This window comes from Halomonas sp. OfavH-34-E (genome assembly GCF_024124525.1).
Taxonomy (GTDB): Bacteria; Pseudomonadota; Gammaproteobacteria; order Pseudomonadales; family Halomonadaceae; genus Halomonas; species Halomonas litopenaei.
In genome coordinates this window covers 22164-38508 of sequence record NZ_JAMXRY010000049.1, presented here as the reverse complement: position 1 = coordinate 38508, position 16345 = coordinate 22164, and the positions used below count along the sequence as shown (strand labels likewise).

Below are 16345 nucleotides of genomic sequence, written 5' to 3'. Positions count from 1 at the left end.
CGGCGGCGACGTGGGCAAGGGCGCGGTCATCGGCGGCGGCGTGGGTGCGGCGACCGGTGCTGCCACCGATTCCCGGGACATCGACCTCAGTCGCTAAGTCCAGGCCCGAGGCGTCCAGGCAGCTTTCGACCCCGCCCCGATCCGAGCCAGGATGCCGCCCTCAGCGGCAGACCCGACCGCCCACGCCGAGATGAAAGTGATCGGCGTGGGCGGCATTGTAGTCAGGCCCCAGCACGGTGCCGAAGACCTTGCAGGCGCGCTGCCCCACTTCCTTCAGGAAACGTCCTTCGGCTCCCTTGCCCCAGTGGCCCGACAAGCTGACGCGACGACCGTCCTCGAGTTCGAAGGCGGCCACATCCAGGGCCTCGGCACTGGCATGCTGGCTGCGACGTCCCTCGGCCCGACCATAGATATTGCGGCAGGCGAAGCTGCCGAAGTGTTCGATCTGGGCCACGTCCACGCCAAGGTGGGCGCGCGCAGCGGCGTTGAGCTCATGACGCTCGAACACCGCCCAGGCCACCGCCAGCGGGCAGCGTGTCATCACGCTCGGCTGCATGCGCGACTGGCCACCGGCGTAGCGCACCAGATTGGAAAGCTCACACTGGCCCCGGGTGACGTCATCCAGTGGGGTATATCGCTGGGGCGGGTCCGCCGCCAGCACCGCACGGCAGGCCTCGGGGTCATCCGCCAGCCGCGCCAGCTTCCAGCCGAGGAAAGGACCAGGCGGCGTCTCGATCGATATCGGTGTCCAGGGCAACCAGCGATCCGGAATTGCGATCATCCCCTTGTCCAGGGCAACGCCCAACACCAGCAGCATGATCAACAGCCACTGCCCCATATGGTTCCTTCCTGTGCCCGACCCTTTCTGTGCCCGACCCTTCCTGCGCCCGACCCTTGGCCACGGTTCATCCCACGACCGGGGCGTCGGGTACGATCAAGGGTCCACCAACAAGGATAGCGCCAGAGCGACGATACCGACCGTCACGGCGGTTACCACCGCCAGGATGACGATACGGTCCAGCCAGCGATCGAAGGTGACCCAGTTGAATGTCAGCCGCCTGCGACGAGACGGTGGCCCGCGGCGGGTCGCGCCGCGGGCAGGGGGTGAAGACATGGCCGAGATCCTTCCGACGATACCCTGAGCTTACGTCCTGGCACTCTTCCTGACTACCAATGCATCGTAGATACTGCATTTTGCGCCAAGTTTCGTTTGACGGTGCTCGCCCGGGGTCACAGATCGCCGGTGCCGGTCGACGTCACCTCAGTGGTTGATGCGCCGGTTGACCACGTTGGGGGCCCGCCGCAGACGCTCCTCCTCGGCCAGGTTGCCGGCCTCGAACGGATCCGCGCCCACCGGGGTCTCGCCATGCTGACGGTACAGCTGTGACAGCATGTTGCGGCGATCCGCCTGCAGCTCCTTGACCAGCACGAACATCATCCCGAACAGGATGAACGAGAACGGCAGGGCCGCCAGCACGGCGGCGGACTGCAGTCCCTTGAGCCCACCTGCAACGATCAGCGTCAGACAGATGGCGGCAATCAACAGCCCCCAGCAGATCCGCTTGTACAGCGGCGGCGCGATGGAGCCATGGTCGGTCATCTGGGCGACGATAAAGGAGGCGGAGTCTGCCGAGGTGACCAGAAAGATGAAGATCAGGATCATGGCGAGCACCGACAGCACCGTGGAAAACGGCATCAGGTCGAACATCTCGAACAGTGCCACGGTGATATTGTCCTGGGTGGCGGCGGCCAGGCCGGCATCACCGCCCAGCTCCATATGCAGGGCCGCCCCGCCGAACACCCCGATCCACAGACACGCCAGCAGCGGCGGCACCACCAGTACACCGAGTACGTACTCGCGAATGGTCCGTCCCCGCGAGACCCGAGCCACGAAGGTGCCGACAAAGGGCGACCAGGCGATCACCCACGCCCAGTAGAAGATGGTCCAGCTGGAAGCCCAGGGGTCATCGTTGTAGGGCGACATCTTGAGGCTCATGCCGATGAAGTTCTGCAGGTAGTCGCCGATGCCCAGGGTGATGGTCTCGAGGATCTTGACCGTGGGGCCGGTGAACAGCACGTACAGCATCATCGCGATGCACAGCGCCATATTGAGGTTGGACAATCGCTTGATGCCCTTGTCGAGCCCCGACCAGGTCGAGGCCATGTACGCCACGAACATCACCCCGAGGATGCCCGCCTGCCAAAGGCCGCTTTCCGGCAGTCCGAAGACCGCATTGAGGCCACCATTGACCTGCAGGACCCCGAGCCCCAGCGAGGTCGCCACCCCCATCACCGTGGCGACCACGGCGAAGATGTCGAGCCAGTCGGTGTAGGGGCGCAGCGCCGGGCGCTTGGCGGTCATCGACGACAGCACCGAGGAGACCAGCCCGGCCTGGTCCTTGCGGAACTGGAAGTAGGCGATGATCAGCCCGACCAGCGAGAATGCCGCCCACTGGTGCACCCCCCAGTTGAAGTAGCTCATCTGGATGGCGTAGCGCGCCGCTTCCACGCTTTCGGCGGGGACCGCGCCATAGGGAGGCTCGGCGAAGTGGGTCATGGGCTCGGCCATGCCGTAGAACACCAGACCGACGCCGAAGCCGGCCGCCAGCAACATGCTGATCCAGGAAAAGGTGCCGTAGGTGGGGGTGCTATCCTGGGGCCCCAGGCGCACCTTGCCGTACTTGCTCATCGCCAGCGCCACCAGAAAGATGACGAAGGCGAACACCGCCATCAGGTAGAACCAGCCAAAGTAGTGGGTCACCTGGCTAAGCGCGGTGTTGGCGGCGTCACCGAAGGCGTCGGGGAAACTGGCGCCCACGGCGACCAGGGCGATGATGATAAGGGCAGATAGACGAAAGACGCGATCCTTGCCAGACAGCGGCAGGCGCTCCTGCAGCGCTCGACCGTTCATGGACACTCCTTGCCAGACGGCGGTCATGATGTGAGGGGCGTAGCACCCTAACAAAAGTCGGACTCTCCATCACGGTAGGCGAATATTCGATTCGGCACAAAAAATTGCCGGCACCCTGGGGTACCGGAAATAGTGCCGGCAATAGTGTCGGAAATAGTGCCTCCAATAGCGCCTCCAATAGCGCCGTCAGTTGACGACATAGCAGAAGGCCCGCCATGGGGCGGGCCTTCTGGTTTCCTGCGGTCAGGTCTGGCTCCGCCTGTCCCTTACCAGCCGGGGCTATCACAGACGGGTGATCGAGGCCCGGCCGCCGCCACGTGGTTACTGCGGTTTCGGTGTGGCCATCGCCTCGCTGGAGCCACCCTCCTCACTGTCATCCATTTTCAGCGCTTCCTCGGGGGGCTCCATGCCTTCGGTCTTGGCCTGGTCACGCGCCTCGAAGGCGTCTGCACCGACCGGCATCTCGCGGTAGTGCTGATAGAGACCGTCGAGCATCAGCTTGCGATCCTTGCGCAGCTCTCTCACCAGTACGATCACCATCATGTAGAGGATGAAGGTGAACGGCAGCGCCGACAGTACCGATGCCGACTGCAGTCCCTTGAGGCCGCCAGCGGCGATCAGCGTCAGGCAGATGGCGGCGATCAGCACACCCCACAGCACCCGCTTGTAGAGGGGAGGATTGATCGAGCCGTTGTCGGTCATCTGGGCAACGATATAGGACGCCGAGTCTGCCGAGGTCACCAGGAAGATGAAGATCAGCATCATCGCCATCACCGACAAGAGTCCCGAGAAGGGCATCAGATCGAACATCTCGAACAGCGCCACGGTGATGTTGTCCTGGGTCGCCTGGGCCAGGCCGAGGCCCTCGTTGGCCAGTTCCATATGGATGGCGGTGCCACCGAACACGCCCAGCCACAGGCAGGCCAGCAGTGGCGGCACGAACAGCACGCCGAACACGTACTCCTTGATGGTGCGCCCCTTGGAGATGCGCGCCACGAAGGTGCCGACAAAGGGCGACCAGGCGATGACCCAGGCCCAGTAGAAGATGGTCCAGTTCTGGGCCCAGGGATTATCGTTGTAGGGCGACATGCGCAGGCTCATCACGAAGAAGTTCTGCAGGTAGTCGCCCAGTCCCAGGGTGATGGTCTCCAGCAGCTTGATGGTGGGGCCGGTGGCCAGCACGTAGACCATCATGGCGATACACATGATCATGTTGAGGTTGGACAGTCGCTTGATCCCCTTGTCCAGGCCCGACCAGGTGGATGCCATGTAGGCCAGGAACATGCAGAACAGGATGATGAACTGCCACAGGCCGTTCTCCGGAATGCCGAACACCGCGTGCAGACCGCCGTTGGTCTGCAGCACGCCCAGCCCCAGCGAGGTCGCTACCCCCATCACCGTGGCCACCACGGCAAAGACGTCCAGGGCGCCGTTGAACTTGCGCAGCCCCGGTCGCTTGGCGGTCAGCGGACGCAGCACCACCGACACCAGGCCCGCCTGCTCCTTGCGAAACTGGTAGTAGGCGATGATCAAGCCCACCAGGGCGAAGGCCGCCCACTGATGAATCCCCCAGTTGAAGAAGCTGTACTGAATCGCGTAGCGGGCCGACTCCGCGCTTTCCGGCGTCATGTCGGCGTAGGGTGGTGCAATATAGTGGGTCATGGGCTCGGCCATGCCGTAGAACACCAGGCCAACCCCGAAGCCGGCAGCAAGCAGCATGCTGACCCAGGAAAAGAAGCCGTATTCTGGCTTGCCGTCCTGCGGCCCCAGGCGCACCTTGCCGTACTTGCTCACGGCAAGGCCGAGCAGAAATACCACGATGCCGGTGACCGACAGCAGATAGAACCAGCCAAAATAGTGGGATACGCCTCCCAGGGCGCGACTGGCGACTTCGCCGAAACCTTCAGGGAACATGGCCCCCAGGGCCACCAGGATCAGGATGATGATCGCGGAGACGTAAAAGACCCGCTGTCCTTCATTGCGTTGCATATCGCCTTCCTTTTGTTCGACTGCTTGTTGGAAGGCCTGTGCAGCGCCGCTCCGGCGAAGACCACGCTCGGACGCTCCTTATCGAACGCTTCTGCCCGGGCATTCGCCGAGCAGCCTTTGCAGACCCGTACTTTGATAACCGTTAGGTTGTTATCTATCATCCCCGGGCAGCCCACCGATCCGGCTTGGCACTAAGCTGACACTGGACTGCCACTGGAGAGTCGAAGCACCGATGAGGCACCTCGGTGACATCATAGTGAAGTTCGCCACCAAGACAGCGGAATCCACCACCCGCCAGTCGGCGCAGCAAAACATCCGCCAAATTCGTCGCCTCAGGTACGAATTTTCCCGGCCAAAAGCCCGGCCCAAAAGAAGGAGAGCCCCATGGCCCGTCTCGACACTACGCCCCTTTCGGTCCTGGACCTGGCGCCGATCCGGGATGGAGGCACCGTCGCCGACAGCTTCCACGACAGCGTTGCCCTCGCCCGCCTGAGCGAATCGCTTGGCTTCACCCGCTACTGGCTGGCCGAACATCATGGGCTGGAGGGGATCGCCAGCGCGGCGACCTCGGTACTGATCGGACACCTGGCGGAGAAGACCTCACGCATCCGCGTGGGCAGCGGCGGCATCATGCTGCCGAACCATCCACCGCTGGTGATCGCCGAACAGTTCGGCACCCTGGAGACGCTCTATCCGGGCCGCATCGATCTGGGGCTGGGCCGGGCTCCGGGCTCGGACGCGGCCACCATGGCGGCGATGCGCCGCGATCCACACGCTGGCGTCGAGGACTTCCCCCAGCGTCTGGCCGAACTGGAAGGCTTTCTTGGCGAGGCCCGACCGGAGCAGCGGGTCCGGGCGGTGCCCGGCCAGGGCACCCGAGTACCGATCTGGCTGTTGGGCTCGAGCCTGTACAGCGCCCAGCTGGCCGCCCACAAGGGGCTGCCCTTTGCCTTCGCCGCCCAGTTCGCCCCGGCCCAGCTCGACGAAGCGCTGGCCATCTATCGCCGCGACTTCCGCCCCTCCGAGGTGCTCGCGGCGCCCTACGCCATGGTCGGTCTGCCGGTGCTGGCCGCCGCTACGGACGAGCGCGCCGACTACCTCGCCAGCACCGCAAGGCAGAAGTTTCTGGGCCTGATTCGCGGCCAGCGCGGACGCGCCCGGCCACCGGTGGCGACGCTGGACTGGAGTTCCATGGAGCGCGCCCAGGTGGAAGGGTTTCTTGGCGCCGCGGTGATCGGCAGCCCGGCGACGGTGCGCGACGGTCTGGAGCGCCTGCTCGAACGCACCCAGGCCGATGAGCTGATGATCAACACCGACACCTATGCCCTGGAGGATCGCCTCGAGAGCTACCGCCTGGTCGCTGAGGTATGGCAGGGCTGAGCCCCGCCCGGCAACGTGGCGCGACGGGGCCTCAACGCGGCGGGTGAGCCCCGGGCGTACGCCATTCGGGCTCGCGCGCGAGCCAGTCGGGAGCGGCCTGCTCGAAGGCATGAGCCCAGCGCAGCAGGTCGCGATCACGACGATGGGGAGCGATGAGCTGGACGCCCATGGCCTGGCCGCGCGGGTTGAAGCCTGCGGGCAGATTGATCACCGGGCACCCCGACAGGGAGCCGGCGATCACCACCTCCATCCAGCGATGGTAGCTGTCCATCGTTCGCCCGGCGATCTGCCCGGGCCAGGGTGTGTCGACGTCGAAGGCAAATACCTGGGCGCTGGGCAGGGCCAGCGCATCGAAGCGCTCGAACAGTCCGAGCAGGCAGGCGTACCAGGCACTGCGCTCGACGTTGGCACGGTGCACATCCAGCGCCGTTCGGCCCATGCCCTGCTCGACCTCCCAGCAGGCCTCGGGCTTGAGCTGGCAACGACGGCTATCGTCGGCCCAGACCTCTGACAGACTGCCCGCCACCGCCCACTGGCGCAGCACCAGCCAGCTTTGCCACAGCCGTTCGGGTGACATCTCCGGCACCACCGGCTCGACCCGGGCACCGAGGCGCTCGAACACCGACAGCGCCCCCTGGCAGACGTCCAGCACGCCCTCTTCCATCGCCAGGTAACCCTGCCAATCGCCGAGCCAGCCGATACGCAGGCCCGACGCCGCGTCAAGGTCATCGAACGGATCGGCAAGACGCTCGGGATCATCGGCGAGTGACAGGGGAGCGCGGGGGTGGGCCCCGGCCTGGGTCGCCAGCAGCCTGGCAAGGTCGCCGACGCTGCGCGCCATGGGCCCTTCGGTGGCCAACTGGTGGCCGAAGATATCAGGGCCAGGACCATGGGGAACGCGACCGAAGGAAGGCCTCATCCCGAACAGGTTGTGGTAGGCGGCGGGGTTTCGCAAAGACCCCATCATGTCGCTGCCATCGGCCACCGGCAGCATGCGCATGGCCAGGGCGGCAGCGGCCCCGCCGCTGGAGCCACCGGCGCACAGGGCGGGATCGAAGGCGTTGCGGGTCGCGCCGAAGACGCGGTTGTAGGTCTGGGAACCGAGGCCAAACTCCGGCGTGTTGGTCTTGCCGACAAAGATGGCGCCGGCCTCGCGCATCCGCCTGACCATGATGCCGTCCTGCTGTGGCACCTGACCCTTGAACAAGGGCGAGCCCATCGAGGTCGGCAGGTCACGCGTGGCCGAAAGGTCCTTGATCGCCTGGGGAATGCCGTGGAGCCAGCCGCGAGAGCGCCCCGCCGCCAGTTCGCGGTCGCACTCCCCGGCCTCGTCCATCAGCACCTCGTGGTCTCGGCGAGAGACGATGGCGTTGACCACCGGGTTGGCCGCGTCGATCTGTGCCAGGTAGGCGTCCATCACCTCGCGGCAACTAAGCTCCCGTGCATGGATCGCCCGAGACAAGGCGAGCGCCCCCAGGGCCAGGATCTCGCGCTGGGCAGGGCTGGTGGCGCCCTCGCCCACGGACGGAGAGCCAGACTGAGAGCTGGGCGGATGAGACGGTGAAGGTGGAAATGGAGTGGGCATGGCGTCCTCGCTGCACGGCATTGAGACGAGCGGGCTGGCCCGACATGTTCCAACGCTAGCGGGCGGAGCCTCAGCTGTCACTTATGCAAGAGCCTCCGCTGTCATCCATGCAGACGATCGAGGGCGACCAGCCAGCCCAGGTAGACCTCACCATAGCGCTTGACTCGGCCTGCGTCGGGCTCGGCCCGGGAGCCTTCATCCAGCTGCACCAGCGCCTGGCACAGCTCGTCCAGGTCGCCCTCCCTGGCACACCAGGCCGCCTGGATGGCGCCGCCAAGCGCGGCGGCGTCGGTCACCCGGGGGCACACCACCTCGGTGGCGGTGATGTCCGCCACCATCTGGCGCCAGGCGGCGCTGTGGGCGCCGCCGCCGATCAGCCGAATCTGGCGTGCCTGGTCGGCCAGCGGCCCCATCAGGTCAAGGCCGTAGCGCAGACAGAAGGTGGCGCCCTCCACCACCGCGCGACACAGATGGGCGGGGCTGGTGTTGCGGCTGGTCAGGCCGAGAAAGGAGGCGCTGGCCTCGGGCAGGCTCGGTACCCGTTCGCCGTTGAAGAACGGCAAGACCGTCACGCCATCGGCGCCGACAGGCGCCTGGGCCAGGGCCTGGTTGAACCCCGCCAGGTCGAGACCGAACAGCTCACGCACGCGATTGGTGGCCGAGGTGGTGTTCATGGTGCAGACCAGCGGCAGCCAGCCCGCGTGGCTGGCGCAGAAGTTGGCGACCATGGCGGAATCGGCCAGCACCGGGTGATCGGAGTGGGCGCAGACGGTGCCCGAGGTGCCAAGGCTCATGGTTACCTTGCCCGGCACGATGTTGCCGGTGCCGATGGCGCCGAGCATATTGTCTCCGCCGCCGCTGGCGACCGCGACGCCCGGGGAAAGCCCCAGCTCCCGGGCCAGCACCGGCCGGACCTGCCCTGCCGTGTCGCGGGACTCGATCAGTCTTGGCAGCACCCGGGCCGGGTCCAGCTCAGGGGCGATCAACTGCCACACCTCAGGACTCCAGCGCCGTGAGCGACTATCGAAATAACCGGTACCCGAGGCGTCTCCCGCCTCGCTGACACGCTCGCCGGTCAACCACAGATTGAGGTAGTCGTGGGGTAACAGCACGCCATCCACGCGATCATAGATGTCGCGATGATGCTCGCGCAGCCAGGCCACCTTGGAGGCGGTGTAGCCGGTCTGAGGCACCAGGCCGAGCCGCGCCAGGCAGCCCTCTTCCCCGCCCAGAGCGCCGATCAGGGCCTGGTTGTGGGCATGGGTCTCGGTATCGCACCACAGCTTGGCCGGGTACAGCACCTGATCCCTGGCATCCAGCGCCACCATGCCATGCTGCTGGCCGGAGACACCGATGCCGCGGATATCACCGGCGCTGACACCGGCCGACGCGATCGCCGCGTGGAAGGCGCCGATAAAGGCCTCGATCCACTGTGCCGGGTCCTGCTCGCGCCGCCCCCTGGCGCCCTCGATCATGCGGTGGGGTCGACTGGCCTCGCCGATGGTGGCGCCACGCGCCAGATCCACCACCACCACCTTGGTGCTCTGGGTGCCACAATCCACACCGAGATACATGAAAAGATTCCTCGTTGGCGCATCGACACGGTGCGTCGAAGCCGACGCGCTCAGCGGTGGGTCAGGACGCCAGCGCCTCCAGGGTCGCCCTGGCGCCCTTGTCCTGCAACAGCTTCAACGCCTCGACGTAGGCCACCACGAAGCGCGGCGAGTCGGCGAGATCTCCGAACAGCTCACGGTTCTCGATAAAGGCGGTGGGGTGCTCACGCTGGGTCCCGGCGAGCTCGGTCAGCCGATCCTTCCAGCGATCGACGATCGCGATGGGCTGGCCCTGCTCGTCCACGCCTTCGGCGTAGCGCGCCCAGCTTGCCACCACCGCGGCAGAACGCTTGAGTTCGCCGCCGTGTTCGAGCTGGTGACGAATGACCGGCAACAGCCACTTCGGGATTCGGTCCGAGCTTTCAGCACAAAGCCGCGATAGCGTGTCTCTCACCTCGGGATTGGCGAAGCGCTCGATCAGGGTGTGCCGGTACTGATCGAGATCGACGCCTGGGACCGGAGGCAGTGTCGGGCTGCCCTCCTCGGCCATGTAGCCAAGCAGGAAATCGATGAACAGCGGATCCTGACAGACCTCATGGGCGTAACGATAGCCGGCCAGATAGCCGACATAGCAAAGCGCCTGGTGGCCTGCGTTGAGCAACCTGAGCTTCATCAGCTCGTAGGGCTCGACGTCCTCGACCAGCTGCACGCCGACCTCATCAAACGCCGGTCGGTCACTGGCAAAATGATCCTCCAGCACCCATTGGGTGAAGGGTTCGCAGATCACCGGCCAGGCGTCTTCCAGTCCGAAGCGCTCGGAAAGCTCCTCGATGTCGCCCGGCGTGGTCATCGGCGTGATGCGATCGACCATTGAACTGGGGAAAGGCACTTCCGCCTCGACGTACTGCCCGAGCGCGCGATCACGAGCGTAGGCAAAGGCCGTGAACATGCGCCTCGCCACCTCGCCGTTGCCCGGGATGTTGTCGCAGGACATCACCGTGAAGGGCGGGATGCCGCGCTCGCGCCGGCGCTCGATCGCCGCCACGATCAGGCCAAAACTGGTACGCGGACGCTCGGGGTTGCACAGGTCATACACCACCTCGGCGGCATCGAGATCGAACTCGCCGGTGACCGGGTGGACGTTGTAGCCGCCCTCGGTCACCGTCAACGAGACGATCCGGATGGTCGGGTCCGACAGGGTCTCTATCACCGCCTCGGGGTCGTCCGGCGCGAAGCGGTAATCGATGATCGAACCGATGACGCGGGGTTCCAGCGCGCCATCGGGATGCTTGACCACCAGGGTATAGAGGTGGTCCTGGCTGGCCAGCGCCTCCTGCATGCGCTTGTCGCCTGGCATCACGCCGATGCCGACGATACCCCAGTCATGGGCCTGCCCGGCTTCCATCAGACGATCCAGGTACATGGCCTGATGGGCCCGATGAAAACCGCCGACGCCGAAATGGGCGATGCCCGGTGTCAGCGCCCGACGATCGTAGCTGGGCACCGAGAGATGCGGAGCGAGGCCAGCCAGTTCCGCGTTGCAAAGTCGTGTCATGAAGGCTCTCCGCCAGATGAACAATGAGAAAGCAGAGCCGCTTTCCAAAAATGGGATTGGCTAGTGCCAGTGGAGATCGGCGGTGATCGAGCGGGTCTTGATCAGGCGCGCGTTGAGCATGTCCTTGTCCCGGGTCTTGGCGATGGCCCCGGCCTGGTCCTGGCCCATGCCGAGCCAGCGCTCGATCAATCGCTGCTCGAGCACCGTATCGGCGACCTCGAGAAACAGGCTGAAGTCGAAGTAGTCCGCCAGCGCCGGCCAGGGCCCGTGATCCAGCAGCAGGTAGTTGCCCTCGACGATCAGCACCCGATGACCGGGCGTGATCACCCGGGCGCCCGCACGCGCCAGGTCCAGCGGTCGGTCGAATACCGGTACGGCCACGTCCCGGTCGGCTCGCTTCAGCCGCGCCAGGTCATGGCGCAGGCCATCCACATCGAAGGTTTCCGGCGCGCCCTTGATGGGCAGCAGTCCCTGCGATTCGAGCACGCCGTTGTCGAAGTGATAGCCATCCATGGGCACCACCTCGGCGACGCCGGGTTGCCGCTCGTTGAGCTGACGCGCCAGCCAGGCGGAGCGAAAGGACTTGCCGGCCCCCGGTGGGCCGGCCAGAGCAACGATATAGCGCGCCCTGCCCTCGCTGCGCGTCAGCAGTTCGTCAGCGATCGCTTCCATGGTGGGGGTCATCTGTCACCTCGCTCGTGCCCGTGGCTCAACTCATCCAATTGCCGCCATCGACGTTCAGGGTCTGGGCGATGACATAGTCGCTGTCGGCGCTGGCCAGAAACACCGCAGCGCCGGCGTAATCGTCCGGTCGCCCCATGCGGCCAAAGGGCACCGCCTCGCCGACCAGTCGCTTCTTCTCGCCGAGGGGGCGTCCCTCGTAGCGGGCGAACAGGGCGTCGACCTCGTCCCACATGGGGGTATCGACCACCCCCGGGGCGATAGCGTTGACACGGATACCGTGGCGAATCAGGTCCAGCGCGCAGGACTGGGTCAGACTGATCACCGCTGCCTTGGTGGCGCAGTAGGTGCTGACCAGAGGCTCGCCACGCCGCCCGGCCTGGGAGGTCATATTGATGACGACACCGCCACGTTTCGCCTCGACCATGGCCCTGGCCACCGCCTGCAGGGTGAAGAACAGCCCCTTGACGTTGACCGCGAACTGGCGCTCGAAGTCGGCCTCATCCACCTCGAGCACCGGCGCCATGCCAAATACCGCCGCATTGTTGACCAGCACGTCGATAGCGCCAAAACGTTTCTCTACCTTTCGAACCATAGCAGTGATGGCGGCGTTGTCGCGGACATCCAGCGCAGTACCCATCGCGCGCTCGCGGTCGAAGCCTTCCAGCGCCTCGTCGATGGCCTCGCTGTCGAGATCGGCGATCACCACGCGCGCGCCCTCCTCGGCGTAACGCCGGGCGATGGCGAGCCCGATCCCGCGTGCACCACCGGTGATCACGGCGGTCTGGTCCTGGAGCTTGCCCGCCACCGGGCCAACAGAGCCGTCTTTCATACGCTGGCCTGCTGACGCTGCTGCCAGTTGGACACCAGGGCGGGCAATTGCGCCATATGGGTCATCACCTGCCACACACCGAGTTGGCTGAGCCGTTCGGCGTGATCGGCGGGCAGATGGCTTGCCCCGACGAAGCCGATGACCGTCATGCCGGCGGCCAGGGCGGCGCTGGCACCGGCGATGGAGTCCTCGACCACCAGGCAGGCACCAGGGCTGACCCCCAGGGTCTCGGCGGCCAGCAGGTAGACGCCGGGATCGGGCTTGGGCTTGTCGACCTGCTCGGCACAGAAGATCGGCGCCGTGCCCAGCACCTGATCCAGACCAGTGCGCGACAACGAGGCGACGACCCGCTGACGACGACTGTTGGAGACCACCGCCTTGGCACCGGGAATCGCCGACAGCGCCTGCGCCACGCCATCGATGGCGGTGAGTTCGCGAGCGAGGCGGGCTTCGATCTCGTCGTCGAGCAGGGCCAGCGCGTCCTTGGGCAGCGCGTGGGCGCTCTGGCCGTCGAGAAGCTCGAGAATCGCCGCGGTGGTGCGGCCCAGGGCTTCATTCAGGGCCGCCTCGACGTCGAGGTCGGGTAGCCACTCGGCCAGCCGCTCGGCCAGGGTCGCCTCGGCGATCACCTCACTGTCCACCAGCACGCCATCGCAGTCGAAGATCAGGGTCGTCATGGTCGCTCCTCAGGCTTCCGCGGTACTGGCGGCACGATTGTCCTGGCGGGTCAGCGATGCCAGCGGGTGACGCTCCAGGCTTGCCAGCGCCAGACCCTGCTCACCGAACAGATGTGCCCGGCCCGGCTCGAAGCCGAAGCGGATCTCGTCTCCCACCCGGTGGGTCACGTCGCCATCCACCATCAGCGTCAGCAAGTCGCCGTCCATCTCCACGTACAGCGAGGTCTGTCCGCCCAGCCGCTCGATCACGCTGACGCTGGCCTTCAGCGGTCCCTGGTCGTCGAGCATCAGATGCTCGGGACGGATGCCGAGCTCCAGCGCCTGGCCCTGGGCCACCTCGTCGCCTTCCACCGGCACCTTGACGGTATCGCCGCCCGGCACACGCACCTCGACCCCCTGGGCGTCGCCGGCAACGGCCTCGACCTTCAGGAAGTTCATCTTGGGCGAGCCGATGAACCCCGCCACGAAACGATTGCGCGGATGGTGATACAGCTCCATCGGCGAGCCGACCTGTTCCACCACGCCGCCCTGGAGCACCACGATCTTGTCGGCCATGGTCATGGCCTCGATCTGGTCGTGGGTCACATAGATCATGGTCGCCTTGAGCTCTTCGTGCAGACGCGCCAGTTCGATGCGCATCTGTACCCGAAGCGCCGCATCCAGGTTGGACAATGGCTCGTCGAACAGGAAGATGCTGGGGTTGCGCACGATGGCGCGGCCGATCGCCACGCGCTGGCGCTGACCGCCGGAAAGCGCCTTGGGCTTGCGCTCGAGCAGGGGCTCCAGCTGCAGGATCTTCGCCGCGTCCAGCACTTTCTGGCGGCGTTCCTGCTGGGACACCCCCGCCAGCTTGAGGCTGAAGCCCATGTTGTCCTCCACCGTCATGTGGGGGTACAGCGCATAGCTCTGGAACACCATGGCCAGCCCCCGCTCCGCCGGCCCCAGGTCATTGACCCGCTGGCCGTCGATGACGATATCGCCGTCACTGGTGCTTTCGAGTCCCGCGATCATCCGCAAAAGGGTCGACTTGCCGCAGCCGGACGGGCCGACGAAGACCACGAATTCCTGGTCCTTGACCTCCAGATCGACGCCCTTGATGACGTGGGTGTCGCCGAAGCTCTTGACCACCTGGTTGAGTGTCAGTGTTGCCATCTTGTTGTCCTCGAAGTTCTGTCAGGGGCGCCTCGGCGCCGCCTGGAATATCTGTCTGCCGGTGCGTCGTTCACCGCGCCGAAGATCGGTTTTTTCATCGCGCCGAAGCTCGGTCACTTCACCGCGCCAAAGGTCAGGCCACGGACCATTTGCTTTTGAGTCAACCACCCAAAAATCAGGATCGGCGCGATGGCCATGGTCGAGGCCGCCGACAGCTTGGCCCAGAACAGTCCCTCGGGGCTGGAGAAGGAAGCGATGTAAGCGGTCAACGGCGCCGCCTGAGAGGTGGTCAGGTTCAGGCTCCAGAAGGCCTCGTTCCAGCTCAGGATCACCGACAGCAATCCGGTGGAAGCGATCCCCGGCAGGGTCAGCGGCAGCAGCAGGTACCACACCTCCTGGAAGGTGCTGGCACCGTCCATGCGGCCCGCTTCCAGAATCTCCCTGGGCAGGTCCTTGAAGAAGGTGTAAAGCATCCACACCACGATCGGCAGGTTCATCAAGGTGTAGACGATGGTCAGGCCGATGCGGGTATCGAGCAGGCCGAAGTCGCGAAACAACAGATAGATCGGTACCAGCACGCCCACCGAGGGCAGCATCTTGGTGGACAGCATCCACAGCAGGGTGCCCTTGGTGCGCTTGGTCGGCAAAAAGGCCATGGCATAGGCCGAGGGCACCGCGATCAACAGCGCCAGCAGGGTCGAACCAAAGGAAACGACAACACTGTTCCAGGCGAACTTGAGATAGTCGGCCCGCTCCTGTACCTCGACATAGCTTTCCAGCGTCGGGGTGAAGATCAGGCTGGGATCGGCGATGGCCTCGGCTTCGGTCTTGAAGCCGGTGACGATCATCCAGAAGATCGGAAAGAAGATGATCAGGGCCACGCCCCAGCCCAGCAGGGTGATGCCGAACTTGCGCCTGCGCTGGGCCCGCAGGGCCGAGGCACCTCGCCCGGCGTCGGCGACCGGCGCCTTGACGCTGTCGCCGGTGGTAGTGGTGGTGGTCATGTGGTGCACCTCGTCAGCTTGTTGTTGGTCGATGGGTCGTCAGCGGCCGCAAGGCGCTACTGCTCGAGGTTCTTGGCCACCATGCGCACCAGGAAGATGGCGACGATGTTGGCCAGGATGATGGCGATGACGCCGCCGGCGGAGGCGGTGCCCACGTCGAAGTCGAGCAGCGCGCGGATGTAGATCAGGTAGGCCAGGTTGGTGGTGGCCAGCCCCGGTCCGCCCGAGGTGGTGACGAAGATTTCGGCGAAGATTGTCAGCAGGAAGATCATCTCGATCATCACCACCACGCTGATGGCACGCTTCAGGTGCGGCAGGGTGATGTAGAAGAAGATCGCCACCGGGCCCGCACCATCCATGCGCGCAGCCTCGACCTGGTCGTCGTCCAGCGACTGCATCGCGGTCAGCAGGATCAGCAGCGCAAAGGGCAGCCACTGCCAGGACACGATGATGATGATCGAGGTCAGCGGCAGGCTCGAGAACCAGTCCACCGCCGGCAGCCCCAGGCTCTCGGCGAGCCAGGCGAATACGCCGTTGGCCGGGTGCATCATCATGTTCTTCCACACCAGGGCGCTGACCGTGGGCATCACGAAGAACGGCGAGATCGCCAGCACTCGGGCGACGCCGCGCCCCATGAAGTCCTGCTGGAACAGCACCGCCAGCAGGGTGCCACCGACCACGGTGATGGCCAGTACCCAGCCCACCAGCAGCAGGGTGGTGCCCATCGCCGACCACAGCGCCGGGTCGGTCAGCAGGTATTCGTAGTTCTCGAAACCGGCAAAGCCGGTCATGCTCGGCATCAACAGGTTGTAGCGCTGAAACGAGAACCAGACGGTCATCGCCAGCGGCACGATCATCCACAGCAGCAGCAGAGTAACGGCCGGCGCCTGCAGCGAGAGGGTGCGAAGCCCTCCGACGGTGCGCCCGGAAGTACGGTTCTTGTTCATGGGGGATCACGCTTGGTCAGGCCTGCGGGGTAAGTCCGCAGGCGATCGGAGCCAGGGGCCGACCGTGGAGGCCGGCCCG

14 protein-coding genes are annotated in these 16345 nt (G+C 65.5%); 1 reads left to right on the top strand and 13 read right to left on the bottom strand.

What is annotated here, in order from left to right:
* Window positions 1–160: 160 nt before the first annotated feature.
* The 4 genes from NH448_RS18495 to NH448_RS18480 form a co-directional block, all read right to left on the bottom strand.
* Window positions 161–838 carry an extensin family protein gene (locus tag NH448_RS18495; protein ID WP_045991249.1) on the bottom strand — a complete coding sequence of 226 codons (678 nt, stop codon included), beginning with the start codon at window positions 836–838 and terminating at the stop codon, window positions 161–163.
* Between the two features lie 96 nt (window positions 839–934).
* Entirely contained in the window at window positions 935–1114 is a 180-nt protein-coding gene (locus NH448_RS18490; RefSeq protein ID WP_045991250.1) for a hypothetical protein, read from the bottom strand.
* Window positions 1115–1261: 147 nt separating this feature from the next.
* Window positions 1262–2911 (bottom strand): BCCT family transporter, encoded by a 1650-nt coding sequence (locus tag NH448_RS18485; RefSeq protein ID WP_045991251.1) that lies wholly within the window; start codon window positions 2909–2911, stop codon window positions 1262–1264.
* 321 nt (window positions 2912–3232) lie between these two features.
* Window positions 3233–4900: a BCCT family transporter gene (locus NH448_RS18480; protein ID WP_083970190.1), complete on the bottom strand. Its 1668-nt coding sequence runs from the start codon at window positions 4898–4900 to the stop codon at window positions 3233–3235.
* 384 nt (window positions 4901–5284) lie between these two features.
* Between NH448_RS18480 and NH448_RS18475 the strand changes: the two genes are divergently transcribed.
* A complete protein-coding gene (locus NH448_RS18475; protein WP_045991252.1) occupies window positions 5285–6280 on the top strand; it encodes an LLM class flavin-dependent oxidoreductase in 996 nt (331 codons plus the stop codon).
* A 31-nt stretch (window positions 6281–6311) separates the two neighbouring features.
* Here NH448_RS18475 and NH448_RS18470 read toward each other — a convergent pair whose 3' ends face one another.
* From NH448_RS18470 to NH448_RS18430, 9 genes are all read right to left on the bottom strand, one after another.
* A complete protein-coding gene (locus NH448_RS18470) occupies window positions 6312–7865 on the bottom strand; it encodes an amidase (protein WP_083970191.1) in 1554 nt (517 codons plus the stop codon).
* 101 nt (window positions 7866–7966) lie between these two features.
* Complete coding sequence (gene xylB / locus NH448_RS18465) at window positions 7967–9439, bottom strand: xylulokinase (RefSeq protein WP_045991254.1); 1473 nt, start codon at window positions 9437–9439, stop codon at window positions 7967–7969.
* Window positions 9440–9500: 61 nt separating this feature from the next.
* The gene (locus NH448_RS18460) at window positions 9501–10973 is read right to left on the bottom strand and encodes a mannitol dehydrogenase family protein (protein WP_045991255.1); all 1473 of its coding nucleotides are present in this window, start codon (window positions 10971–10973) and stop codon (window positions 9501–9503) included.
* A 60-nt stretch (window positions 10974–11033) separates the two neighbouring features.
* Window positions 11034–11657 (bottom strand): nucleoside triphosphate hydrolase, encoded by a 624-nt coding sequence (locus tag NH448_RS18455; protein ID WP_108132238.1) that lies wholly within the window; start codon window positions 11655–11657, stop codon window positions 11034–11036.
* 25 nt (window positions 11658–11682) lie between these two features.
* Window positions 11683–12486: an L-iditol 2-dehydrogenase gene (locus NH448_RS18450; protein WP_253029212.1), complete on the bottom strand. Its 804-nt coding sequence runs from the start codon at window positions 12484–12486 to the stop codon at window positions 11683–11685.
* Window positions 12483–13163 carry an HAD-IA family hydrolase gene (locus tag NH448_RS18445; RefSeq protein ID WP_213231605.1) on the bottom strand — a complete coding sequence of 227 codons (681 nt, stop codon included), beginning with the start codon at window positions 13161–13163 and terminating at the stop codon, window positions 12483–12485. Before NH448_RS18445 ends, NH448_RS18450 begins: the two co-directional genes overlap by 4 nt.
* 9 nt (window positions 13164–13172) lie before the next feature.
* On the bottom strand, window positions 13173–14315 hold the full coding sequence (gene ugpC / locus NH448_RS18440; protein ID WP_045991259.1) for a sn-glycerol-3-phosphate ABC transporter ATP-binding protein UgpC: 1143 nt from the start codon (window positions 14313–14315) through the stop codon (window positions 13173–13175).
* A gap of 113 nt (window positions 14316–14428) precedes the next feature.
* Complete coding sequence (locus NH448_RS18435; protein WP_045991260.1) at window positions 14429–15319, bottom strand: carbohydrate ABC transporter permease; 891 nt, start codon at window positions 15317–15319, stop codon at window positions 14429–14431.
* A 56-nt stretch (window positions 15320–15375) separates the two neighbouring features.
* Complete coding sequence (locus NH448_RS18430; protein ID WP_045991261.1) at window positions 15376–16266, bottom strand: sugar ABC transporter permease; 891 nt, start codon at window positions 16264–16266, stop codon at window positions 15376–15378.
* Between the last annotated feature and the right edge of the window lie 79 nt (window positions 16267–16345).